This window comes from Nostoc sp. NMS8, from assembly GCF_017115045.1.
Classification (GTDB): domain Bacteria; phylum Cyanobacteriota; class Cyanobacteriia; order Cyanobacteriales; family Nostocaceae; genus Nostoc.
Window position 1 is genome coordinate 113,396 of sequence record NZ_JABXKK010000086.1, and the last position, 24,459, is coordinate 137,854.

At 42.0% G+C, this 24,459-nt stretch carries 17 protein-coding genes; 6 read left to right on the forward strand and 11 right to left on the reverse strand.

The window, feature by feature from the left end; genetic code table 11:
• Window positions 1-498: 498 nt before the first annotated feature.
• From HWQ39_RS17230 to HWQ39_RS17245, 4 genes are all read right to left on the reverse strand, one after another.
• Complete coding sequence (locus tag HWQ39_RS17230; protein WP_292847398.1) at window positions 499-840, reverse strand: 4Fe-4S binding protein; 342 nt, start codon at window positions 838-840, stop codon at window positions 499-501.
• Between the two features lie 13 nt (window positions 841-853).
• On the reverse strand, window positions 854-2,512 hold the full coding sequence (locus HWQ39_RS17235) for an FAD-binding protein (protein WP_292847401.1): 1,659 nt from the start codon (window positions 2,510-2,512) through the stop codon (window positions 854-856).
• Between the two features lie 648 nt (window positions 2,513-3,160).
• Entirely contained in the window at window positions 3,161-5,608 is a 2,448-nt protein-coding gene (locus HWQ39_RS17240; protein ID WP_292847404.1) for a DHH family phosphoesterase, read from the reverse strand.
• A 208-nt stretch (window positions 5,609-5,816) separates the two neighbouring features.
• Window positions 5,817-5,960 (reverse strand): hypothetical protein, encoded by a 144-nt coding sequence (locus tag HWQ39_RS17245; RefSeq protein WP_292847406.1) that lies wholly within the window; start codon window positions 5,958-5,960, stop codon window positions 5,817-5,819.
• A 191-nt stretch (window positions 5,961-6,151) separates the two neighbouring features.
• Between HWQ39_RS17245 and HWQ39_RS17250 the strand changes: the two genes are divergently transcribed.
• A complete protein-coding gene (locus HWQ39_RS17250; protein WP_292847409.1) occupies window positions 6,152-6,592 on the forward strand; it encodes a thermonuclease family protein in 441 nt (146 codons plus the stop codon).
• 357 nt (window positions 6,593-6,949) lie between these two features.
• Here HWQ39_RS17250 and HWQ39_RS17255 read toward each other — a convergent pair whose 3' ends face one another.
• A complete protein-coding gene (locus HWQ39_RS17255; RefSeq protein WP_292847412.1) occupies window positions 6,950-7,987 on the reverse strand; it encodes a low specificity L-threonine aldolase in 1,038 nt (345 codons plus the stop codon).
• A 712-nt stretch (window positions 7,988-8,699) separates the two neighbouring features.
• Between HWQ39_RS17255 and HWQ39_RS17260 the strand changes: the two genes are divergently transcribed.
• From HWQ39_RS17260 to HWQ39_RS17270, 3 genes are all read left to right on the forward strand, one after another.
• Window positions 8,700-9,482, forward strand: a complete 783-nt coding sequence (locus tag HWQ39_RS17260) for an ABC transporter ATP-binding protein (RefSeq protein ID WP_292847415.1) — start codon at window positions 8,700-8,702, stop codon at window positions 9,480-9,482.
• A gap of 143 nt (window positions 9,483-9,625) precedes the next feature.
• Window positions 9,626-11,161 (forward strand): MlaD family protein, encoded by a 1,536-nt coding sequence (locus HWQ39_RS17265; protein ID WP_292847418.1) that lies wholly within the window; start codon window positions 9,626-9,628, stop codon window positions 11,159-11,161.
• 145 nt (window positions 11,162-11,306) lie between these two features.
• A complete protein-coding gene (locus HWQ39_RS17270) occupies window positions 11,307-11,456 on the forward strand; it encodes a hypothetical protein (RefSeq protein ID WP_292847421.1) in 150 nt (49 codons plus the stop codon).
• Between the two features lie 154 nt (window positions 11,457-11,610).
• Here the strand turns inward: HWQ39_RS17270 and HWQ39_RS17275 are convergent, their stop codons facing one another.
• Complete coding sequence (locus HWQ39_RS17275; RefSeq protein ID WP_292847423.1) at window positions 11,611-11,907, reverse strand: DUF3288 family protein; 297 nt, start codon at window positions 11,905-11,907, stop codon at window positions 11,611-11,613.
• A gap of 324 nt (window positions 11,908-12,231) precedes the next feature.
• Here HWQ39_RS17275 and HWQ39_RS17280 point away from each other — a divergent pair, with 324 nt between their 5' ends.
• The gene (locus tag HWQ39_RS17280) at window positions 12,232-14,688 is read left to right on the forward strand and encodes an ATP-dependent Clp protease ATP-binding subunit (protein ID WP_292847425.1); all 2,457 of its coding nucleotides are present in this window, start codon (window positions 12,232-12,234) and stop codon (window positions 14,686-14,688) included.
• A 196-nt stretch (window positions 14,689-14,884) separates the two neighbouring features.
• Here HWQ39_RS17280 and HWQ39_RS17285 read toward each other — a convergent pair whose 3' ends face one another.
• The 5 genes from HWQ39_RS17285 to HWQ39_RS17305 all read right to left on the reverse strand — a co-directional run bounded on the left by HWQ39_RS17285 (window position 14,885) and on the right by HWQ39_RS17305 (window position 22,169).
• Window positions 14,885-15,982, reverse strand: coding sequence for an AI-2E family transporter (locus tag HWQ39_RS17285; RefSeq protein ID WP_292847428.1), 1,098 nt, complete (start codon window positions 15,980-15,982; stop codon window positions 14,885-14,887).
• Between the two features lie 119 nt (window positions 15,983-16,101).
• The gene (locus tag HWQ39_RS17290; protein WP_292847431.1) at window positions 16,102-17,535 is read right to left on the reverse strand and encodes a bifunctional orotidine-5'-phosphate decarboxylase/orotate phosphoribosyltransferase; all 1,434 of its coding nucleotides are present in this window, start codon (window positions 17,533-17,535) and stop codon (window positions 16,102-16,104) included.
• Between the two features lie 120 nt (window positions 17,536-17,655).
• Window positions 17,656-18,255 (reverse strand): cytochrome b/b6 domain-containing protein, encoded by a 600-nt coding sequence (locus tag HWQ39_RS17295; RefSeq protein WP_292847434.1) that lies wholly within the window; start codon window positions 18,253-18,255, stop codon window positions 17,656-17,658.
• A 257-nt stretch (window positions 18,256-18,512) separates the two neighbouring features.
• The gene (locus HWQ39_RS17300; protein ID WP_292847437.1) at window positions 18,513-18,740 is read right to left on the reverse strand and encodes a GNAT family protein; all 228 of its coding nucleotides are present in this window, start codon (window positions 18,738-18,740) and stop codon (window positions 18,513-18,515) included.
• 162 nt (window positions 18,741-18,902) lie between these two features.
• Entirely contained in the window at window positions 18,903-22,169 is a 3,267-nt protein-coding gene (locus HWQ39_RS17305) for a hypothetical protein (RefSeq protein ID WP_292847439.1), read from the reverse strand.
• Between the two features lie 315 nt (window positions 22,170-22,484).
• On the opposite strand from HWQ39_RS17305, the gene HWQ39_RS17310 reads away from it, so the two are divergent.
• Complete coding sequence (locus HWQ39_RS17310; protein ID WP_292847442.1) at window positions 22,485-24,371, forward strand: ArsA family ATPase; 1,887 nt, start codon at window positions 22,485-22,487, stop codon at window positions 24,369-24,371.
• Window positions 24,372-24,459: the final 88 nt, after the last annotated feature.

The window sequence follows — 24,459 nt, forward strand, 5'->3', positions numbered from 1 at the left end:
ATGATTGGCAAGTGCCAGATGAAAGAGTTTGCAATTGAAAGTTTGTCGTTAAATTAAAGGATGATCCAAAGATATTTCTGTGGAGAGATGTTAGCTTGATTGTGATTGTTAATGCCTAAATTGTTACCGAAGATAGGCAGAGAGCGGGAGGCAGGACAATACGGTTCGGTTAAGGTAGGCAAGCGTAGAAGAGAAGCAGGGCTACAGTGTACACACAAGTTCTAAAAACCTAGCTTGATATGACTTTCCTCGTTTCCTCGTTCCCAGTCGGAGACTGGGAATGCATTCATTGAGTCTCTGACTCAATCTTTGGCCGGAAGCGGAGCCTCTAATAGGCATTCCCAGTCTCTGACTGGGAACGAGAGAAGAATCCGACTTATGTATACATCGGAGGAGAAGCAGGGGAAGAGAAGAATGAATGAACAATAATCCTCTTTCCTCCCCTGCATCCCCTATTCGAGCCTCTTTATCTTTTTCTACTTTTTTAGTAATCCCCAATTAACTTTGATAGGGGCGCGGCAGTAGGCGCAATTTATGGGCAGTATCCAATTCACTATTGTTTTTTCTGCCATATCCCCAACCTAAGGTGCGACGATATTCACCCATGATGCCACGTTCAATTAAATCATCCTCATTGACTGCAACATTGGTATGAGATTCAGGCGCAACATAGAGCGCATCCGCAGGACAATAAGCTTCACACATAAAACAAGTTTGACAGTCTTCTTGCCTAGCGATCGCAGGTGGTTGGTTGGGTACGGAGTCAAAGACATTGGTAGGACAAACTTGGACGCATACATTGCAATTAATACAGAGTTTATGGCTGACAAGCTCAATCATGATAATGCTCCGACTACAATTTTGATACAGAAGGTGTGGTTTGAGTGGTTAGCACTGGTGGTGTAGCAATTTCATCTGCGATCCAATCACGCCTCACCCATAGCCTTTCTAAGCCACCTGTTGCCTGGTAATAACGCTGATTTGGATCGGTTTCGGGGTAGTCTACGCGAATGTGTTCGCTACGCGTTTCCGTGCGATGTAAAGCACTAAAATATCCCCATCGGGCTACAGCTGTTAGAGCCGCTGCTCGACGAGAAAATTCCACATCGCGCACTGTATCTTGTTTCGGGTTCGCCTGTACCTGCTCCCATAGTTTCTCTAATTTAGAAAGAGAATCCAAAAGCTGCTGCTCAGAACGGAAGTGATTTTTCTCTAGAGGGAACATCTCATTTTGAATACCACGGACGATCGCTTCGCTATCGAATGAAGCAGAAGACGGCGTTTTGTCCGCCTGGGGCGATCGCAATCCAGCTTGACCGGTAGGACGTGCAACCCGTTCATTTACATGAGCGCCGAGACTCTTGGCAAAAACTGCTGCACCGACTCCAGCCCATTGACCTGTAGAAATCGCCCAAGCGGCATTGGGGCCACCACCACCAGAAGCTAAACCGGCTAAAAATTCGCGTGAGGCTGCATCCCCTGCGGCATAGAGTCCGGGTACTTTCGTACCGCAACTATCATCAGTCAAACGGATTCCACCCGTACCACGAACAGTACCTTCTAAAACCAAGGTGACAGGGACTCGTTCTGTATAGGGATCAATCCCAGCTTTTTTGTAAGGTAGATAAGAGATGAAATGGGACTTCTCAATCACTGCCTTGACTTCAGGTGTAGCTCGATCCAAACGAGCATAAACGGGCCCTTTTAAGAGTGCATTGGGAAGGAACGATGGATCGCGACGACCATTGATATAACCACCAAGATCGTTACCCGCTTCATCACTAAAGCTAGCCCAACCAAAGGGAACCCCCCGTGTCACTGTGGCATTGAAAGCCGTCGAGATGGCATAGTGATTAGAAGCTTCCATGCTGGAGAGTTCGCCACCAGCTTCTACTGCCATCAGCAATCCATCACCTGTATTGGTATTGCAACCTAATGCTTTACTCAAGAATGCACAACCGCCATTGGCCAAGACTACTGCACCAGCGCGAACGAGATAGGTACGATGATGTTGTCGCTGCACACCTCTTGCTCCAGCCACCGAGCCATCGCCAGCCAATAAAAGCTCTAAAGCTGGACTTTGGTCGAGAATCTCAACACCAACACGCAAGAGATTTTTACGAAGTACGCGCATATATTCAGGGCCATAATAACTCTGGCGCACAGATTCCCCATTTTCTTTAGGGAAACGATAGCCCCAATCTTCCACTAGGGGCAAACTCAGCCAAGTTTTTTCAACAACACGCTCAATCCAACGTAAGTTAGCTAGGTTTTTTCCTGAGCGATAACGCTCCGATACAACTTTGTCCCAATTCTCTGGAGAAGGAGCCATGATACCATTGCCACTAGCAGCAGCAGCACCACTCGTGCCGAGAAAACCTTTATCAACAATAATTACTTTGACACCTTGGGATGCGGCTGCCCATGCTGCCCATGCTGCGGCAGGGCCACCACCAATTACCAGCACGTCAGCAGTCAACTGTAGTTCATTTTCGCTATGTGTTGTTAGCAATTACTTGTCCTCCTTTTTGGCGCAGTCAACTTCATACTTTGCTACTGTGAGCGGTTTTTACAGACATCTCATCAAGCTTTTAGATATTCGTGTCAAACTTCTCAGGTTGTGGAAGCAATTTTCAGTGGGTATGCAAAATTATTTACAGCAGTTTGCAAGTAAATGAGCTACAAAATGCAGGACTCCAAACTCAGATATAAACAGTTTCTACTCTGTCTCCTGCTTCCAAACCTATAGCTTTATATTTCACGCAAAAGAAAACTGCTGTATGTCATTGCATAGACAAAGCCAGCACCTTAAGGGTTTGCATAATAATATATACAAAGAACGTATACGGCAAATTACAGTTAACATGATAGCCTAATTGTTAGCTTTTCAAACATTAAGTCTTACAAAATAATTTTTCATCCGGTTGGAACTGCCATGAAGAGTGCTGAGTTCCGAGTTGTTTTATATATAACCTGCATAAGCTGGGCGCTCATGTTGCCCACCCCACAAGAGTTATAGATAGATGTGAATTGAATACTGGGTCTACAGTTCAGATAAACCCAAAACACTTGTAGAGACGGCGATTTATCGCGTCTCACGACCTTCAAGCTAACCTACAAATTTTCAAAACCTACGCAGTATTGGATGTGGTTTAGCTGATTAATTTTCGTAGCTGGCGATCGCAACAATAGTAGATAAAGGCACTTGGGCAAAATATTGTTGCTGAAATTGTTCTTCTCGGACAGCAGCTAAAAATCGGGCAACCGCTTCATCAGCAAGGTTTTCGGCATTACCGCTTGGATGCCAAGTGATTTGCAAATAATGGTCTTGTCGTTTAACTGTGAACCCGAAATATTTTAAAGCTTTGATGCCAACAAGTAAGGTTTGGTCGCTGATGCCGATTTTCTTTAAAAGTTGTACGCGGGTAACTAGTTGATTTGTGCGACTGAGATATTTGGCGATTCCTACCAGAGTTAGCCAAATTTGATTGGGTGGTTGGTGGTTGGGTTTAGACCAAGCGATCGCTAATTGTTGCTGATTGTCAAACCCAGACGTAGAGCGACTTATCGCCAAACATCGCCGCAACCAGATGCGTAAATCATCCCAATTTGTGGGACAATCTTCAATAAGCGGATAGCTAGGGTTGAGCGAGTGCTGAGTGCTAAGTGCTGAGTGTTCCTGATTCCGCAAGTCTAAGATCAAGGGTGTTAGCGATCGCGAAGCGTTAAGTGCTGAGTTAGCAGAAGGACGCACGGCAATTAATCTAATTTCATAACGTTTTTTGAAGGTGTTGTAGTCTAGTTCTGCTATGCAATCACATCTTCCGATGGGTAATTCATCTTTGTAGTGTCCCCACCATAAACCAGGAAAAGCACTTCTGCTAGAATCATCCCGAATATCAAACTCAGCTTTAATGTACTGTACTTTTTTCCCTTGCCAATCTTGCTGATTGCGATGCCAAGCATTTTCAAACCAGCAGTTTTGAATTAGCAATTTCGGAACAGGATTACCCATTCCACAAGGTTCTAGCAGTTTCAGTTCTAAAAATAACTCTTTCCCCAAGTCTGCAACTGTTACCGTCAAGTCTGCTTGTACAGTTGGCATTAGGGTTGTACTCCCTAATGATTGGCGCAACTGCTGATTAATCGCTGCTGTAAATAAAGGAATATTCTCCACCAACAAACTTAAACCTGCTGCAAAGGGATGTCCCCCAAAACGGTGTAACAAATGCGCTTGGTCTTTCACAAGTTGGTATAAATCGACAGAATTCACCGAACGGGCGGAACCACGAGCAAGGGATTGGGGATCGGGGATTGGGGATTGGGAAGAGTCTTCTCCAGTACCCAGTCCCCAGTCCCCATTACCCCTTATCCCCAGAGGGGGCCCCACCTTCCCCAATCCTTCTGTACTTAACAAAATCGTGGGGCGACCTGTTTCTTGTGCTACCTGTCCGGCAACTAAACCCAATACACCCGCAGGCCATTGAGCATCTTCTAGAACAATAACGCTGGTGGTTGATAAGTCTAATTGGGTGAGTTTTTGCGCTACTTGTGCTTGCACGTCTTTTTGTAAAGATTTGCGGCGGGCGTTAGCGAGTTCTGTAACTTCAGCTAGTTCGTTACAACGTTTGACATCCCGACTAGTTAATAATTCCACGCAGAAACTAGCATCACCTTGGATACGGCTAACGGCGTTAATTCTTGGGCCCAAACCAAAAGAAATATCTGTGGGGCGATCGCCACTTTTCTGGCATAATTCCAATAATCGCCCCACCCCTGGCCGCCGCCGCGCTGCTGCTGGCTGTTTAAAATCTTCTTGCAGTCGTTGAATTCCCATCTGTGCCAAGTAGCGGCAATCTCCACTTAACTGCACTAAATCGGCAATTAATCCAACTGCCACTAAATCTAATAAATCTTCTAAGGGATATTTGGCAACATTGGGCAGGCTTTGATATATTGCTTCCACCAACTTATAAGCTACTGCCACCCCAGAAAGATTAAATAACTGATGTTCCTTGGGTAAATAGCGGGGATTGATAATCGCTGCAACGGGTGGGCGTTCAGTGGGTAAGGTGTGATGGTCTGTAACTATTACATCTATACCTAACTGTTTGGCATAGATAATTTCCTCAAGATTTGTGCTACCCGTATCGCAAGTAACAATTAATTTGCAGCCTTGTTTTGCTAAATTATCAATGCCTTGATTATTAAGTCCGTGGGATTCTTTCAAACGATTGGGAATGTAGTAAATTAACTGGGTATTTTGAGCAAAAAACTGCCCCAATCCGTCCCAAAGTACCGATGTCGCGGTAATACCATCGGCATCGAAGTCTCCCCAGATAGCGATTTTTTCTTGCGTATTGTATGCTTGTTGCAAGCGTGCGATCGCTAAATGCATTTCTTGCCCAAACTCAAAGGTACTTGCTGGTTGATAAGCTTTATAGTTGATAAAAGCTGTTAATTGTTGACGATCTTTAATACCCCGTTGCCACAATAACTGTGCTGCATATAGTCCACTTGATGCAGGTGTATGCTGTTTCACTGCTTCGATAAACCACTCTGGTGGTTGTTCGGTTGCTGTTATAGTCCACTGCTGTTGTTCTGACATACAAAGAAAGTTAGGAGTTAGAAATTAGGGGTTAAAACTTTTAAAATACGAGGTGTTTTAAAGCATTGAAGATTGCTGACACAAAATTTGAAATATCTCTAGAAAGTCAAGTAGCTAAAATCGTATGATTTAAATATTATCGTACTACAAGACTCCTTCTTTTCCACTCCTCACTCCCTCCACAAGTGGATTCAAGAATCAAATCGAATTACGATACCTGCAAAGATTCAGCAGCAGATGGCGGAATAATTTCCAGACCATATTTTGCAGCAGCAGCCAGAGCATTTTCGATGTCTGCGGGATTAATGCTAGGTAATTGTGTCCTCTCTGAAACTGGCACACCTATTTCCATAAAAAACTTCTCTAAACCTTAATTACCTGTAGTTATTCAATGAAGTTTTTATTGATATAAATGTCAGGTATTTATAATAATATTTATTACTTTTGTTCATTTATTTTTATTTGCCACTTGTGAGTGAAATCACACTATCAAAATAAATACTGAAATAAAATTATATTTAGGCATAAAATATTACATACACAATGATGGAATTACTTCAACTAATGTTGGTTCTAGGTACAGTAGTTGGTGTTACAGACGGGAACACAATTTTGGTTAAAGATAATGCAGGACAAACAACTATAGTCAAGTTAGCGTGTATTAATGCACCAGAGGCAACTGACAAGCGCTATGGTTTAGCAGCAACACAAAAGCTAAAACAGCTACTACCATCTCAAACCCCTATCGTGATTAGAAGCACAGAACAAGTCAAAAATGGTGGTCCGGCTGGTGAAGTGTTTGTGGATAATCGGTCAGTAAATCTCCTTTTGGTAGAGTCAGGTGATGCCGTCGTTGACCAAAAATCTTTACAAAATTGCTACGAGAGTAAAACCCAATTTTTAATTGCAGAAGCTAATGCCAAAAATAAGCATTTGGGATTGTGGCAGCAATCAAAATTACAGTTGAAATTCCATGCCAAGTAAGCAGGTGCATTGTCAGTTATGACTAATTGCATCTACTTAACTTGGGACAGTTTTAGAATTGCTGTACTTGTTTCATTATTTTAGATTTTCTATATTTATTTTTTGTCAATAAATAAGTGGACAAGAGTAAATCAAAGTAAAAATCTTGAGATTATTGAGTAGTGTTTCAAGAACATTACTCAATACGCTTGGCTTTGTGAGAAATTGTAGGTTGGATCAAGCAAAGCGCAACCCAATAAAGCTATAAAAATGTTGGGTTTCGTTCCTTGTACCAGTTCTCATTTAGATGCGGTACAACATTATATTGCGAGGTGTAGGGTGTACCTCACTAGTTCGGAAAACGCTATATTTATTCACTCACTTACTTGCATTTTTAATATCACCAATCAATTCATCAATCCTTGATTGAGTAGTGTTCCAAGAACACATAAAACGTACTCCTCCCACACCAATAAATGTGTAAAACTGCCAATTCTTGGCTTTTAAGCTGTGAATGACTTCTTCAGGCAATTTCACAAATACGGCATTGGCTTCTCTAGGAAACATCAAGCCAACGCCTTCTATATTTAATAGTTGATTTTCTAAATATTCAGCACATTGATTAGCATGTCTAGCATTTTTTAGCCAAGCACCAGTTTCTAATAAGCCCAACCAGGGAGCAGAAATAAACCGCATTTTTGAGGCTAACTGACCTGCTTGCTTGCATCGATAATCAAAATCCTCTGCTAGAGCTTTGTTGAAAAAAAGAATGGCTTCACCTAATGCCATTCCATTTTTTGTACCACAAAAACACAATACATCCACTCCAGCTTTCCAGGTAATTTCAGCAGGGCTTTTATTCATAGCGGCAACTGCATTTGCGAAACGAGCGCCATCCATGTGAATCTTTAAGTTATACTTATTCGCAACTTCTTTAATACTTAAAAGTTCTTCAATAGAATATAAAGTTCCTAATTCAGTAGCTTGTGTAATGCTAATAACTTTAGGTTTTGGATAATGAATATCAGTACGTCTCGTGACAATTGACTCTATAGATTCTGATGTTAATTTACCATTTTTACCTTGAGCTAGTAGCAGTTTAGAGCCATTAGAGGCGAATTCAGGTGCGCCACATTCATCTGTTTCTATATGAGATGTCTCATGACAAATAACGCTGTGATATGACTGACAAAGAGCAGCTAAAGATAAAGAATTTGCGGCTGTACCGTTAAAGGTAAAAAATACTTCACAATCAATTTCAAAGAGTTTCCGAAAATAATCTGACGCTTTTTGAGTCCATTCATCATTTCCATAAGCTGGAACACTACCTTGATTTGCCCTAATCATATATTCCAGCGCTTCAGGACAGATACCAGAGGAATTATCACTTGCAAACTGTTCTAATTGGCTACTCATAATTAATTATTTTTAAAAGCAATTATTACAATAATAGTGAATGATTTAGATTTTGCCAACTCTAAATAGTGACGTAAATGCTATCAAACTCTCAAATTATCTAATTAACTCTGCCAATTACACTATTTTCTATTTTAGATAGATTGGGAATTTTATTCTATATATTATTTAGTCTACCGTACTTTTTTTAACTTGATATTGCCAGAAGTTTAATTAGCAATAATCACTTAGTCAAAAATTAGTGTAGACACATATTTTGACTTAAAACTAAGAATTTATTAAGACTCAGTTTACAAATTTAATTTGATTATTACGCCTTGGATCAACCTGTTAATTACCTTTTTCTATAGTAGCTTTTATCTGATTAGTTTTAACATAAAGTAGTATATGAATACTATTAAATGACTTTGCTGATGTCTATAGAAAACTGGAATATTATTTGCACATCACTGAGATGTTTAGTTACTACGGTGTATTCGTCAGGCTTGTGTTGAGGTATTTTGGGACGTTAAATATCGCAAAGAACTAAATATTATGCTAAAAAAATAAAGTTTGCTAATCAGAATGCTAATCATATACTTATAATGTAAAATACAAAACCCTACCAATAACTGTGACATCAGTATTGGGCAGATTTGTCCTTTGTTAGTTCTCAGTAGTCATTTGTTTATTTTCTACTGACCAATGACCAATGACCAATGACTAATAACTAATGAGTGAACCATTGATTGAACTGAAAGGTGTTTCTAAGTCTTTTGGTAGCCATAAAGTTCTAGATAATGTAGACTTGACGATTTACCGAGGAGAAGCACTGGGGATTATTGGCCCATCGGGGACTGGGAAATCAACAATTTTACGGGTAATGGCGGGGTTACTTAGTCCCGATGAAGGAGAAATTTATGTCCAAGGAGTGCGGCGAGAGGGTTTGATTGAGGACGGTGGCCAGCAGGTTGGCATTGGTATGGTGTTTCAGCAGGCGGCACTATTTGATTCGCTGACGGTGGAGGAGAATGTCGGATTTCTACTTTATCAAAATTCAAAGCTGCCGCGATCGCGTATCCGAGATTTGGTAGAAGAAAAACTAGAGATGGTAGGTTTATCGGCAATAAGCCACCTCTACCCAGCCGAACTTTCTGGGGGAATGCGAAAACGGGTAAGTTTTGCCCGTGCAATTATGTCTAACCCCGATAGTCCCACCGAAGGCCCAGAAGTTCTATTGTATGACGAACCAACAGCCGGACTCGATCCCATTGCCTCAACAGTAATCGAAGACTTAATCCGCCATTTGCAATCTTTACATGGAGTTTGCAGTACTTATGCCGTTGTTACCCACCAAGATAGTACTATCCGCCGTACAGCTGATAGACTTATATTTCTCTATGAAGGTAGAGTGCAGTGGCAGGGTACAGTTAGTGAAATATACAACACAGAAAATCCTTTGATCAAACAATTTATCACTGGAAGTGTTCAAGGCCCGATTAAAGTCGTCGGCTAGAAACTTAAAAGTGAGAAGCGAGAAGTGAAGAGTAATGAGTAATGAGTAATGAGTAATAAATGAGGAGTAAGAAGTTAAATTCAACTCCTAACTCCTAACTTTTAACTCGTAACTCATAATTAGTTGTTGGTGGAGGCAAAAAAATGCGAGGTCTTATGACAAGCCGCTTCGCTTCTATGCGAACATTTAGAGAAGGTTCTGTAGGCTTATTATTCCTGCTAGGACTAGGGGTATTTGGATTACTTTTTCTGTGGTTAAATAGATTCACCGCTGCTGGACGTTCATACAAAATTATTGTGGAATTTGCCGACGCTGGCGGAATGCAAAAGGGAGCAGTAGTCCGCTATCGTGGCGTTAAGGTAGGAACTATTTCTCAGGTTCGACCAAGGCCAAATGCCATTGATGTAGAGATTGAAATTGCCCAACCTGACCTAATTATCCCCCGTAATGTAGTGGTGGAAGCTAATCAAAGCGGATTAATTAGCGAAAGTATTATCGACATCAAACCAAAATCAACCTTACCTACTGGGGTTGTGCTTGCTAAACCCCTAGATAAAAGTTGTGATAATAGTCTCATAGTCTGTAATGGTTCTCGGTTACAAGGTCAGGTTGGCATCAGTGTTGATGAACTAATTCGCAGTTCAACTGACCTGGCTGCTGCATACAATAACCCAAAATTTTATAGAAATGTCAATCGGGTTCTAGAAAGTACAACAGGTGCAGCATCCAGTTTTACAGAATTAAGCCAGGATCTCCGAGGTTTAACTAAAAGCTTACAACAACAACTTACTACCTTTTCCGCCACGGCTAATTCAGTGCAACGGGCGACAAACCAACTTAATGCCTCCGCGAATCAAACTGTAAATAAATTCGGTGCAACTGCAACTCAAGCAAATCGATTGCTGAACAACCTGGATAATCTGTTGACAACAAATCGTTCAACGCTGGTTGGTGCTTTGAACAATATCACTGAAACTAGCAACCAACTGCGTGTTACAGTCAGTAGCTTATCACCATCTGTCAATCGATTGACTCAAGGAGAATTACTCAACAATTTAGAAAGTCTTTCAGCAAATGCAGCTCAAGCCTCAGCTAATTTACGCGATGCTTCTAAAACTTTAAACGATCCAAAAAATGTGGTGCTGCTGCAACAAACTTTAGATTCAGCACGAGTAACCTTTGAGAATACCCAAAAAATTACATCTGATTTAGATGAATTGACAGGAGATCCTAATTTCCGTAAAAATCTGCTCCAATTGGTGAATGGTTTAAGTGGTTTAGTCTCTTCTACACAACAGATGCAGCAACAAGTGCAGGTTGCGACTACTCTAGATTTGGTCAAAGCTGCTGTGAGGAAACCAAAGAATCTAATTCCTACCCCAGCACCAACCCAACAGGCGATGTTTAATGACAAGTCGCTACCTGTCTACGTAACTAATCCCTCACCTGCTAATTTTGTAAGTAGTGACATTAACCTTCAACCAAGTCCCAGTCCGTCTATCCCTAACTCATCCCAAGAAGGACTTTTGAAGCAGCTGCGAGAGTATGGCAAGCAACGGGAGCAACTGGAGACGGGGAAAGAGGCAATACAAGTTGATCCTTCGGCTTCTCTACGAGACGCTACGCGATCGCTCAGGGTTAACAATGAGCCAAGCCGAACTGCTGACAATTTTAAGTAAGATATTTTACTGTAAAACAAGTGTGCTGATGCTCATCGACACCACTCGCCAGAACTTTGAAAACCGCATAATTTCGTTGACTGGTGTCGATTGTTTGCACAGTAAGGGTTTCTGACTGCAAAATCCATTACTTATTGAGAATTATTTGACATATTTCCAAGAAGATTTATCCAAACTTATCTCGTCCATGAAAGAAGGTAGCGATCGCATTCGTGGCATCAGCGCCAGTCTCCGCACCTTCTCTAGAGGAGATAGCGATCATCATTCCATTGGCGAGTGCCGAGTTAGGAGTTAGGAGTTAGAAATAGCAAGGGATAACTAATGCCCAATGCCCTTCAGGAGTGCTGAGTGCTGAGTGGGGAAGAAGTAAGGGAGCAGGGAGAAGAATTTTCCCCTCCGCCCCCCGCACCCTGCTCCTCTGCATCTTTTCAATGCCCAATGCCCCATAACTAATTCCAATCCTGTTCATCTTTCTTACCGCGACTTTTGTAAATTCCCCCCAAATCGTGGATTTGACGAGTTTTCTCAAAAAGCTCGGCTTCGGTCAAACCCCACTGTTGCAAGACTTTATCCAGGTCTTTTTGGATGTCTCTTGCCCCTGGAAACCCTTGATAACGCATTTGCAGTCTAGCCAATTCTGCTAAGTTATAGTCTGTTGCCTCTTGAGCGAGTAATATATCAATAAGGGGGCGATCGCGGTTATAAAGTGGATGTTGTTGATCTTTACCGGCCGTTGCTTCAGTCATTGTTCAGTCCTGAGTGATAAGTTAGGAGTTAGGAGTTAGGAGTAGTGAGTCTTGGTTTTTAAGTTTAGCCGAGAGCAGAGGAGCAGAAAAGACAAAATAAAACTTTTGCACTTAAAAGGTAATTGTAAAATTGATAACTCCTTACTTAATTATCACTCCTAACTCACATTAGACGGCAAGTACACCTGATGTCTTACGGCTCTCACCACTGCCACTTAACTTTAAATAAAGTTACATTAGTCGTTAAGAAAATACAAAAAACTTTAGATGAGGGTGAATTTTATCTCACCCAAAGTCCAAGCAGCGAGGGAGCAATAACCCATTATGTTTGAACACTTCACTTCCGAAGCCATTAGAGTAATTATGTTAGCTCAGGAGGAAGCACGTCGCCTGGGACATAACTTCGTAGGAACTGAGCAAATTCTCCTGGGTTTGATGGGAGAAGGAACTGGGGTTGCTGCTAAAGTGCTGGCCGAATTAGGCGTTACCCTCAAAGATGCACGTCGCGAGGTAGAAAAAATTATTGGTAGGGGTTCTGGTTTTGTACCACCAGAAATTCCTTTTACTCCTAAGGTAAAAAGCCTCTTCGAGCAATCGTTTAAAGAAGCTCATAGTCTAGGACAGAATTACATTAACACTGAACACTTACTCTTAGGATTAACTGAGGCTGGTGAAGGTGTCGCCGCTAAAGTACTGCAAAATCTAGGGGTTGACTTCAAGAGTGTCCGCAGTGCCATCGTTCGCCGTTTAGGTGAAAATTCACCAGCTTTCGCTGGTAATAGTGGTAGTCAAAAGCGCACCCAACCGTTAACGATGGAAGAGTACGGCAGAAATTTGACCAAATTAGCCCAAGAAGGTAAACTCGACCCCGTAGTTGGTCGTCAAAAGGAAATTGAGCGGGCGATCCAAATTCTCGGTCGCCGGACTAAGAATAACCCAGTGTTGATTGGAGAACCAGGAGTTGGTAAAACTGCGATCGCAGAAGGTCTAGCTCAACGGATCATCAATCAGGATGTTCCCGAAACCTTACAGAATAAGCAAGTTATCAGCCTCGATATGGGATCATTGGTAGCTGGAACTCGCTTCCGTGGCGATTTTGAAGAACGCATCAAAAAAGTCGTAGAAGAAGTCCGCACCGTGGGCAATATCATCCTGGTGATTGACGAAATTCACACCTTGGTTGGCGCTGGTGGTACAGAAGGCGGCTTGGATGCAGCCAACATCCTCAAACCTGCCTTAGCACGGGGCGAACTCCAGTGCATCGGCGCAACTACCCTTGATGAGTATCGCAAACATATCGAGCGCGATGCCGCCCTAGAGCGTCGTTTTCAACCGATTAAGGTCGGAGAACCCTCGGTAGAGGAAACCGTACAAATTCTCTACGGCTTGCGCGGTGCTTATGAACAACACCACAAAGTCACAATTTTGGATGCAGCACTGGTTGCAGCCGCAGAATTATCAGACCGCTATATTAGCGATCGCTTCTTGCCCGATAAGGCAATAGACTTGATTGATGAAGCTGGTTCTCGCGTTCGTCTGCGGAACTCCCAAAGTTCTCCCAATAAAGAACTTAAGCGTGAACTCGCTGGCGTTACCAAAGAAAAAGAAGCAGCAGTCAGAGTCCAAGATTTTGACAAAGCTACACAACTACGCGACCAAGAGTTGAAACTCGCAGAACAACTGCAAGCAACAATTACACAAAACGAGCAACCTGTCAACTCAACTGTAGTTGACGAAGAAGATATCGCCCAAATCGTTGCCTCTTGGACTGGCGTACCAGTTAACAAACTGACTGAATCTGAGTCAGAGTTACTTCTACACCTAGAAGACACTCTACATCAGCGACTCATCGGACAAGAGCAAGCAGTCACGGCTGTATCTCGCGGTATCCGTCGCGCCCGCGTTGGTTTGAAAAATCCCAATCGTCCCATTGCTAGCTTTATCTTCTCTGGGCCCACTGGAGTCGGTAAAACAGAATTGGCGAAGGCATTAGCTGCCTACTTCTTCGGTGCGGAAGACTCAATGATTCGGCTAGATATGTCCGAATACATGGAAAGCCACACCGTCGCCAAGCTCATCGGTTCGCCTCCTGGTTATGTCGGATACGACGAAGGCGGACAACTTACAGAAGCCGTGCGGCGCAAACCCTACTCAGTGTTGCTATTCGACGAAATCGAAAAAGCGCACCCCGATGTGTTCAATATGCTGCTGCAACTCTTGGATGACGGCCATCTTACCGATGCTAAAGGTCGGAAAGTGGACTTCAAGAACACGTTGATCATTTTGACTTCTAACATCGGTTCCAAGGTGATTGAAAAAGGTGGTAGCGGCTTAGGCTTTGACTTTGACACTCAAGCCGATGCTAGTTATAACCGCATCCGCACCTTGGTAAATGAGGAATTGAAAGCTTATTTCCGTCCTGAGTTCCTCAACCGTCTTGATGAGATTATCGTCTTCACCCAGCTTTCCAAGAATGAAGTTAAGCAAATCGCCGAAATTATGCTTCGCGATGTTGCTAGTCGCTTGACAGAAAAGGGAATTATCCTAGAAGTTAGCGATCGCTTCAAAGAGCTTGTGGTACAAGAAGGTTATAACCCCAGCTACGGTGCTAGACCATTACGCCGGGCAATTATGCGCCTCCTAGAAGATTCTCTGGCTGAAGCAATGCTGTCTGGTGAAATTACAGATGGAGACACAGCCCTTATCGATGTTGATGACGACTCTCAAGTGAGAGTTAAAAAATCAGAAAAACGAGAGTTACTGTTAGCAAGTGCTGGCTAATTTTATACCTGTTCGCTTTTTGCTGTCATATTTGAGAAACACCTAGCCTTTTACCTAAGTAGAGGCACTAACAGGGGCATCTCAGACAAACATTAAGTTAAATGGTATTATTTTTCACCCCTAGTAGGAATGCTGGGGGCTTTTTTATGCAGTTCCTTTTGAGTGGGCAATACTCACCTACCCACGTTGTAACTCATTACAATATTGATTCCTCTGGCAACAATTCTGATGCTGCTTCACCCTCACCCACTTGATCAGAATTACCAGATGTAGAAAAACCATCTGCGACATCTTTGATAAAACCAGATACAGGTACAGCAACTAGCAAACCCAAGACTCCGCCGATATTGGTGCCGACAAGCAAGGCAATTAATACCCATATCGGTCTAAGTCCAGTAAATTTACCTAATAAACGTGGTGCGATCGCCTGATCGATTAACTGGTCAATGACAACAGCTACCGCAAAAACTTTTGCTGCTAGCCAAAAGTCGTGTGTAGCTATTATGAAAGTAATTACAATCAAACTAACAACATCACCAAAGGGAATTAAGCTCAAAACTCCAACCGCCAAACCAAAAAGTAAACCAAACTGAACTTGAAAACCTAAAAACAATAATGTTACTGAAACACCCATTAGCAAAGCCAAACTTACCTGACCAATCAAGTAATTTTGGAAGTTTTGCTGAATAGATTGGCTTACCTTCTGGGCAAAATTTCCCGGCAACTTCTTAAATATTCCCTGCCAAATTCTTGGCCCATCTAACAACAGGTAAAAGGTTAGCACTACTGTGATTAATGATTCAGAAATACTATCAATAGTATCTATAATAATGCTTAATAGTTTATCGGAAATAAACTCTAATTCATTGGGCAATTTGTTAGTTACCTGTGTTAAGAACTGACTGATATTTACATTTATTTTGTGTCTAAAAAACCAATTATTTACAATCTGAAGTTTTTCTTCGCTAGAATCAATCCATTGGGGAAAAACTTTAACCATTTCATTAAATTGCTCTAAAACAATGGGCCCTAAAGTTATACCCAAAGCAACAACAATTACTAATGCTAATATAAAAACTAACGATACTGCATAGCCGCGTTTAACTCCACCCCGTTGGAGAATTGAAACAGGATAGTTTAAAATGAATGCAAGCAAAGTAGCCAAGACAAGAATTGTGACAACAGGTTGAAGATTTTTAACCAGCAAAAATGCTAGCCAAGCATTGAGAAACACTAGAGGAAATAGCAGCGTAAAAATTAACCATCTCAGTAGTTGATTCAGTGAAATGTTCATAATTAATTTAAAAATCAAAATTATTCTAGTTACAAAATTGAACCGAGTAATTAAATATGCTCAAGAGTAAGTAGATAAGAAAATCTTCTCCCATTCCTTACTCCCCATTATTTCAATTACTAACTTTCAGCAAAAGCTAAAAATTGCTCCTCATTTATTCGCCCTGCTTGATATAAAGTATTAGTAATTTCTGAAATAGTTAAAACCGCATGACTGCGATAACCATTTTCCTGTAATCTATCTTTCACCCCCTGTTCATGGTCGATAAATACTACAATATCATCAACCTTTAATCCTGCTGATTCTAACTTTCCTGCCCCTTCCATGACGCTTTTGCCGCTGATGAGAATATCGTCAACCACCACAACCGTTTCACCAGGATGAAAGTTACCCTCAATTACTCTCCGAGTTCCGTGTGCCTTCACCTCTTTACGCGGGAAAATCATTGGACAATGAAGACGCAAAGCTAAACCAGTCGCAGTCGGTAAAGAACCGTAGGGAATACCTGCTAACCTATCAAAAGTGAGATTTTTCAAAATATCCTCATAAGCTGTGAGAACTTGATTAAAAACTTGGGGATTGGAAATAATTTTGCGTAAGTCGATGTAATAAGGAAATATCGCTCCTGACGCTTGAACAAAGCTGCCAAACATAATACAGTCAATATCATAAAGTTGTAAAATTAAATCTTGTTGGGGGTGCTGATTTAGCAAACAAACATCAGGAAACCATACCGAACATGTAGAATTTTCATAAATAATTTCAGCTTTGATTTGATTAATTTCTGTGCATAAAGACTGTATTTCTTCAGATAATTGTGTGTTTCCCAACATATCTTGAGGAACAGGAATCAGCAAACCATCACCATTAGCATTTAAACCTGCTTCTAAAACTTGCTTCAGGTTTTGCCCCTCCGCCCAAATGCTACGCGCCATAATAATTCGTTCTGGCGCAACTGCTCGAATAAGTGCTAAAACTTCAGGATTTGTAGTTCCCACTTCCAAACCCAATTGTTCTTGAGTTCCCCAGGTTCTTGATTCTTTTACCACCTGTAAATAAAGGGGTGATTCGTTTGTAGGATATTGCTGTAAAGCTTCTGCACCTGGATTTGAAGTACAGCATAAAATAAACACCGCTTTACCCTGATAGACTAAAAAAGGTGCGACATGATCTTGTCCTGTATAAGGAATAAGAGTGATTGCATCCACTTGCCATTCTGTAAACACAGTCCGCGCAAAAATGGTACTAGTATTTAAGTCACTGTGTTTTGCATCTAAAATAACAGGGATGTGGGCTGGAATAGCTGCTAAAGTTTTGTAGAGCAGTTCTAAACCGGGAATACCTAACGCTTCATAAAAGCCAAGTGTTGGTTTATAGGCACAAACAAAATCAGCAGTTTCCGCAATAATGAATTGTAACCACTTCTCCAAACCAGCAATGAGTTCTTCAGATTCATAACGCGTAGGCATCATCTCTGGATTTGGATCGAGTCCGACAAACAGTAAGCTTTGATTTTGTAAGATATTACGATTCAATTTATCAAAAAAGTTCATATTTTTTTAAAGAGTCATTGGTTATTGGTCATTTGTCATTGGTCATTGGTCATTTGCCATTGGTCATTTGTCATTGATCTCCGCTTACTGTATCTCTCTATTTCCATTACCATAGTTAGTTTACTCAAACATTGATTCTGTTAGTTGAGTACCTCCAGCTTTCTGCCCTAATTGATAGTGAATCACTGCAAATAAGATAACCATTGGCACTGAGGCAAAGTGAACGATTCGCAATGCTTGCCAATTGCCAAACAAATCCACAATCCAGGGAAATTGAGCAGGTTTATACATTCCTATTCCTGTAAATAACGCCAGCAGTAAGATAGGAATAATTGCTGTATAAGCAATACGATGCCAAGCATAAATTAGACGCTGGGAATTTTGAGTTTTTTGTAATGCTTTGAAATCATTAGCACCTACAAACCGATGTCGCCAGCGTCGGGTAATTAAAACGTAAATTCCATACCACAACAGATTTAACGAAAATAGCCACATTGCTGCAAAATGCCAGTGTCTACCTCCTGCCAGCCAACCTCCTAAAGTAAATATCGGAGGAATGTGCAAACCTGCGCGTCCACCAAAAACAGGGTTAGCGTTGTAAATTTGTAGTCCACTGGTGAGCATGATAAATAGACTAATGATGTTACACCAGTGGAAAATTTTGGCTCCTATTGCTTGAGTGGGTCGCTTTCGAGTTTGAGAGGTAACATTGGAAGTCATAAATTTTGACTAATAAAATTCGCTGTTTATCTGTCCTAAAAATTGGGTATGGGGCAGTGGGAATTGGGCATAGCTAAGAGAGACTTTAACTATTTGTTGTGTCTAACCGGACACAAGTATCAGTCTTGGGTAAATAGCTCTGCAAATTTGAGGGTGGTATTGCTCACCCCTATTTTCCCATTTTATGATTCAGTATTCTGGTAAAGATATTCACTGCTGTTTTATTGAACTCTTAATTTAAGCGTGGCTAACGTCGTTTACCGATTGCTGTTGCAGTAGTCTGCTCGTAACAACACGATAAATTGTATTCCATCACTTCCTCGCTCAAACGATTGCTGATGTTTGAATCCCAATTTTTGCCATACCCGTATCGCACGGTTGTTGAATGCTGCGATCGCCACCCGAAAAGCTTTTGGCTGAAATAAACTATCTGCAAATTCCAACACGGCATTGGCATACTCAGCGCCCTTTCCTCGTCCAGTCAAGTCAGGGATGGCAGTTAGTTCGCACTATTCGCAATGATGACACGAATATTCGAGGACTAATTCTCAAAAATACTCAATTTCTGAATTCTGGCGACTGAAGCATGTATTCTTCTTCGGGAAAATTTTGCTTCTAAGAGCGATTCAAGGCAACCGTAGGCCGAGTTATTGCTTCTCTGTAGGTACTGATTGCCAAGCAAGGCGATCTTTCCAGTGCGATGTGAAATTAAGTTGAACTGCTTGCTTAAAGTCCTCTAAAGCTGCTGAAAAAGCTTTCTCTTTTAGCTTTGCTGCACCTTGGTTGTGCAACTGTTTAGGGCATTGTGGATTCCATACATATTTTTGACAAGTTTGGTGGGCAATTTCCACATGACTGCCATTTTCAGCATTTTGAAAGACGGGATGATAATGTAACCTGTTGCAGCAAACTTGCAACCATTCTTGCCACCCACATTGCCACAAGCGGACTGTTCCATCAAGACTACCACTGACAATCAATTTACCATTAGGGCTAAAAGCTGCGGAATTTACCCAATACTCATGTCCGCGCCAAGGTTGACCAATGGGGTTGCCGTGAATATTCCACAAGCGCACTGTCGAATCATTGCTAGCACTGACAATCCACTGACCATCAGGGCTAAAGGCAACAGAATTCACTTCTTTTTCATGCCCGCGCCAAGGTTGACCAATGGGGTTGCCGTGAATATTCCACAAGCGCACTGTCGAATCATTGCTAGCACTGACAATCCACTGACCATCAGGGCTAAAGGCAACAGAATTCACTTCTTTTTCATGCCCGCGCCAAGGTTGACCAATGGGGTTGCCGTGAATATTCCACAAGCGCACTGTCGAATCATTGCTAGCACTGACAATCCACTGACCATCAGGGCTAAAGGCAACAGAATTCACTTCTTTTTCATGCCCGCGCCAAGGTTGACCAATGGGGTTGCCGTGAATATTCCACAAGCGCACTGTCGAATCATTGCTAGCACTGACAATCCACTGACCATCAGGGCTAAAGGCAACAGAATTCACTTCTTTTTCATGCCCGCGCCAAGGTTGACCAATGGGGTTGCCGTGAATATTCCACAAGCGGATTGTCGAATCATTGCTGGCACTGACAATCCACTGACCATCTGGGCTAAAGGCAACAGAATTAACTTCTTTTTCATGCCCGCGCCAAGGTTGACCAATGGGATTGCCGTGAATATTCCACAAGCGGATTGTCGAATCATTGCTGGCACTGACAATCCACTGACCATCTGGGCTAAAGGCAACAGAATTGACCCAATTTTCATATTTGCGCTGCGATCGCCCGATGACCCGATCTTGTAGTATTTGATGTAGCTCCCACAAACGCACAGTGCGATCGCCACCACTAATAATCAGCTTGCCATCGGGACTAAAGGCTAGGGAATTAACCTCACCTTCATGTCCCCGCCAAGGTTGAGTGATGGGGTTGCCATTGATATTCCACAAGCGTATTGTGCGATCGCAGCTACCACTAATAATAAGCTTGCCATCAGGGCTAAACGCGACAGAATTTATATGTCCTTCATGCCCGTGCCAAGGTTGACTGATGGGATTACCTTGGATGTCCCACAACCGCACTGTCGAATCACTACTACCACTGACAATCAACTTGCTATCGGGGCTAAAGGCGACGCAAATAATTTTTGCTTCATGTTTGTGCCAGGGTTGAGTGATGGTGTTACCTTGTAAATCCCACAAACACACCGTTCCGTCAAAACCAAGACTGATAATGCGATGGCCATTTGGGCTAAAGGCAACGGAAATAACTCCTTCCTTATGTCCGCGCCAAGGTTGAGTAATGGCGTTACCTTCTAGATCCCACAAACACACTGTTCCGTCAAAACTTACACTGACAATGCGTACCCCGGAGGGGTTGGCGCAGCCATCGCTATTTGAGCTAAAAGCGACGGAAATAACTCCTTCCTCATGTCCGTGCCACGGTTGAGTAATGAGATTACCTTGTAGATCCCATAAACACAAAATTCCGTCAATACTACCGCTAACAAGAAACTTGCCATCAGGACTAAAGGCTATACAATTAACCTCTTGCTCGTGTCCACACAAAAATTGAGCAGTAGGATTGCCAATGATATTCCACAAGCACACCGTAGAATCGCTACTGCCACTGGCAATAAACTTGCCATCAGGACTAAAGGCTACACAATTAACCTCTTGCTCGTGTCCGCGCAAGCTATTTGCCTCTGTGGGTGTGTTCATTGCTTCCTTTAAGCTTCCCAAAACAGGAGCTAGAAGCTGGTTTGGATATTTCTCTAAATTCTCACCCATTGTTTGAATTGCCAGCACCAAACCCTCTAGTGGTTGGACAGGAAGTAAATTCAAAACCCTGGCGGATTGTTCGCGCAGTTTTAATTCAGTCAGTGCAAGGTTTAACTTTTGAATCTCTTGTTCCTTTTCTCTCGAATGGCGATCGTGCCATCCAACACTAGGATTAATAAATTCATTAGCTTGTTCGCTTAAATAACCAAACGTTTGCTCTTTTAGTTCTTTATAAGTCTTTGTCTTCAGAACCCGGTTTGCAATATTTTCCCTTTCCCACAGCATATCTAAGGTGTATGCCAGAAGTGGTAAATAATCATTTTGTTGGTGAAAATCATGAATAATTTTCTCAACTAATCCTTGTTCAAAGATAACGCCATTTTTAGCAGCAGGTTCAGCGATCGCTAACTTTAATTCTGCATCGCTCATTCTAGTGAGTATACGACTATAGCGATCGTGAATCTTTGCAAGTTGGGGATACTCGCTAAATTTATCCAGAAAATCAGACCGCATTGTTAAAACAATTTTGACAGAGCTATCTTGCTGCTGGAACAGTTGAAAGAGACTAGCAACAAATTTATCGCGTTCCGGCTTTTGAGTTTTCGTAAATAGTTCTTCAAATTGGTCAATAAAAATTACAACGCATTGATAATCTTGTTTGAGGAATGTGACAATTTGAATTAGGGTATTTTCTCTTACTTCTTTAACAATATCCGCTAGTTGCAATTTTTTACCATAAGTAGAAGCAAGACACTTATAAAGAGATTTAAAAGGATTTTCATCTGGATGAAAACTTATATTAATTAATGAATTTTTATGAGATCCTAAATAAGGAATTAAACCTGCCCGAATCAATGATGATTTGCCACTCTCTGATGCTCCTAAAAGCAAAAGTACATTATCTTTTTTTAAGTGATCGCCCAGATTAGCAATCCACTTATCCCTACCAAAAAATTTGTCTTTATCTTTAATTTCAAAAGTTTTTAGTCCTAAGTAGGGAGAGTCTGTTTTAAGTGGACGACAATGAATGTCCTCAAAATTACTGTCAGAAAAAAAGTCGTATTCAGAAATACATTGGGCATTACACCCAATATTTATATCGCCTTCAGAACTGTTAACCATCTTATCTCCTTACCTTTGGACACCTCTGGCTAAATCTTTACCTCAGTTATAGTTCCTCGGCTAATTTTTGTAAGTAAATCAACAAAATTAATTACCGAAGAAAGGCAGAAGTTAGGAGACAGAAGGCAAGAGGCAGGTGGCCACTGAGCGTAGTCGAAGTGAGGCAGAAGGAAGAAAATACAATTCTTGCTCTCTGCCAAAAGGGTCTAAAGTCTCTAAATTCGGTTTTAAATCCCTTTATTCGGGGAAATTACTTAAACAAACTTTAAAAAAATGTAGTAACTTTATCCTAAAACGCCATAAATGACAAACGGGATGGAACTTTTTGATAACCTACACCTTGCTATGTTTAGCGGCAAAGGTGGAGTCGGAAAAACAACAATCTCCTGCACCTTTGCATGTCGTTGGGCGCAGAAATTCGCCAATGAGCAAATTCTTTTAATCTCAACCGATCCGGCTCACTCTCTTGGAGATGTCTTACAAGTTAGCGTTGATGACATTCCTCGTCCCATAGCGGAACTACCCAATTTACTAGTAAGGGCTTTGGATGCAAAGCTTCTGCTACAAAAGTTTAAAGAACGTTACGGTCAGGTTTTAGAACTGTTAGTGGAACGCGGTAGTTTTGTTGAAGGAGAAGACTTGTCTCCAGTTTGGGATTTAAATTGGCCTGGACTGGACGAGTTGATGGGCTTGTTAGAGATCCAACGCCTTTTAAACGAGCAGCGGGTAGATAGAGTAGTAGTTGATATGGCTCCTAGCGGTCATACTCTCAACTTGTTTGGATTGATGGACTTTTTAGACACTTTCCTCCACTCTCTTGAACTGTTTCAAGAAAAGCATCGGTATATTAGCAAGACCTTTGCTGGAAGTTACACACCCGATCGCGCTGACGAGTTTTTGCAAACCCTGAAAGCTGAACTGTCGCAAGGTCGTCGTCTGCTTCAAGATCCTACCCATACAGCTTGTTTGTTAGTTGCGATCGCCGAACCAATGAGTTGGTTGGAGTCAAAACGATTCCTAGAAGCCTTACAAACCATGCAGGTTCCTTGCGGAGGTTTGTTTGTTAACCAAGTCCTTGCCAGTGCCACTGACCCAGATCGTTACCAAGAACAACAACCGCTGATCGGTCAGTATACGGATCTTGCTAACGGAAAGCCGATGTTCATTGTGCCACAGCAAGATGAGGAACCTTTGGGAATTGTCGCCCTCAGCCATCTCATCAACCAAATCCATATTCCTCAACTTGAACCGCTATCTCCTATTGATCTACTCCCAGTTCAATGGCCTGAAACAATTGCTCCTAGCTTTGGAGATTTTCTGACCAAAGGTCGCCGCCTGTTACTAATTGGCGGTAAGGGTGGAGTAGGCAAAACCACGGTAGCAGCTGGGATTGGTTGGGCTATGGCTCAACAACATCCCGATCGCAAAATTCGCATGGTTTCTATCGATCCAGCCCACTCATTAGGTGATGCCTTTGGTCTGAGTTTAGGACACGAACCATATCAAATAACTGCCAATCTTCGAGGTCAGGAAGTGGATGGCGATCGCATTGTCGATCAATTCAGAGCCGATTACCTATGGGAACTGGCGCAAATGATGAGTGGCGAAACCCAAACAAGCGAATCTATTGAAATGGCCTATGCTCCTGCTGCCTGGCGCAAAATTGTCGATCAAGCTTTACCAGGCATTGATGAAATACTTTCCCTGTTAACAGTAATGGAATTGCTAGAGCAACAAGAAGAAGACTTGATTATTTTAGACACTGCTCCTACAGGTCATCTTCTACGTTTTCTAGAAATGCCAACTGCATTAGCAGACTGGCTAGCTTGGATTTTCAAACTCTGGATCAAGTATCAGAATGTCCTTGGTCGTACAGAGTTTATGGGGCGTTTACGAACTTTGCGACAGCGCGTAGTCAAAGCCCAAAAAGTGCTAAAAGACCCACAACAAGCAGAGTTCATTGGGGTTACACTTAACCAGACTAGTGTACTAGCCGAACAACAACGCTTGTTCAAATCTATGCAAGAAATAGGTGTGAGCCAGAATTATCTTGTTCTCAACCGCTTTAATTCTACAGCAACCATTAATTGCGATGACTGCAAGACAAATTTTCCCGGTTTGACAGTAGTTCGCTTACCAATGCTTCCTCGCTCAGTTCAGCCTTTAGAACGCATCCAAGCAGCCGCCGCCTGTTTATTTTAACGGCTACTAATTAGACTAAATACTTTCATACCCGAATGGCACTAAGAAAAGCTCTAAGGTATGCAGAATAAGGGTTACAGCTTTTGAT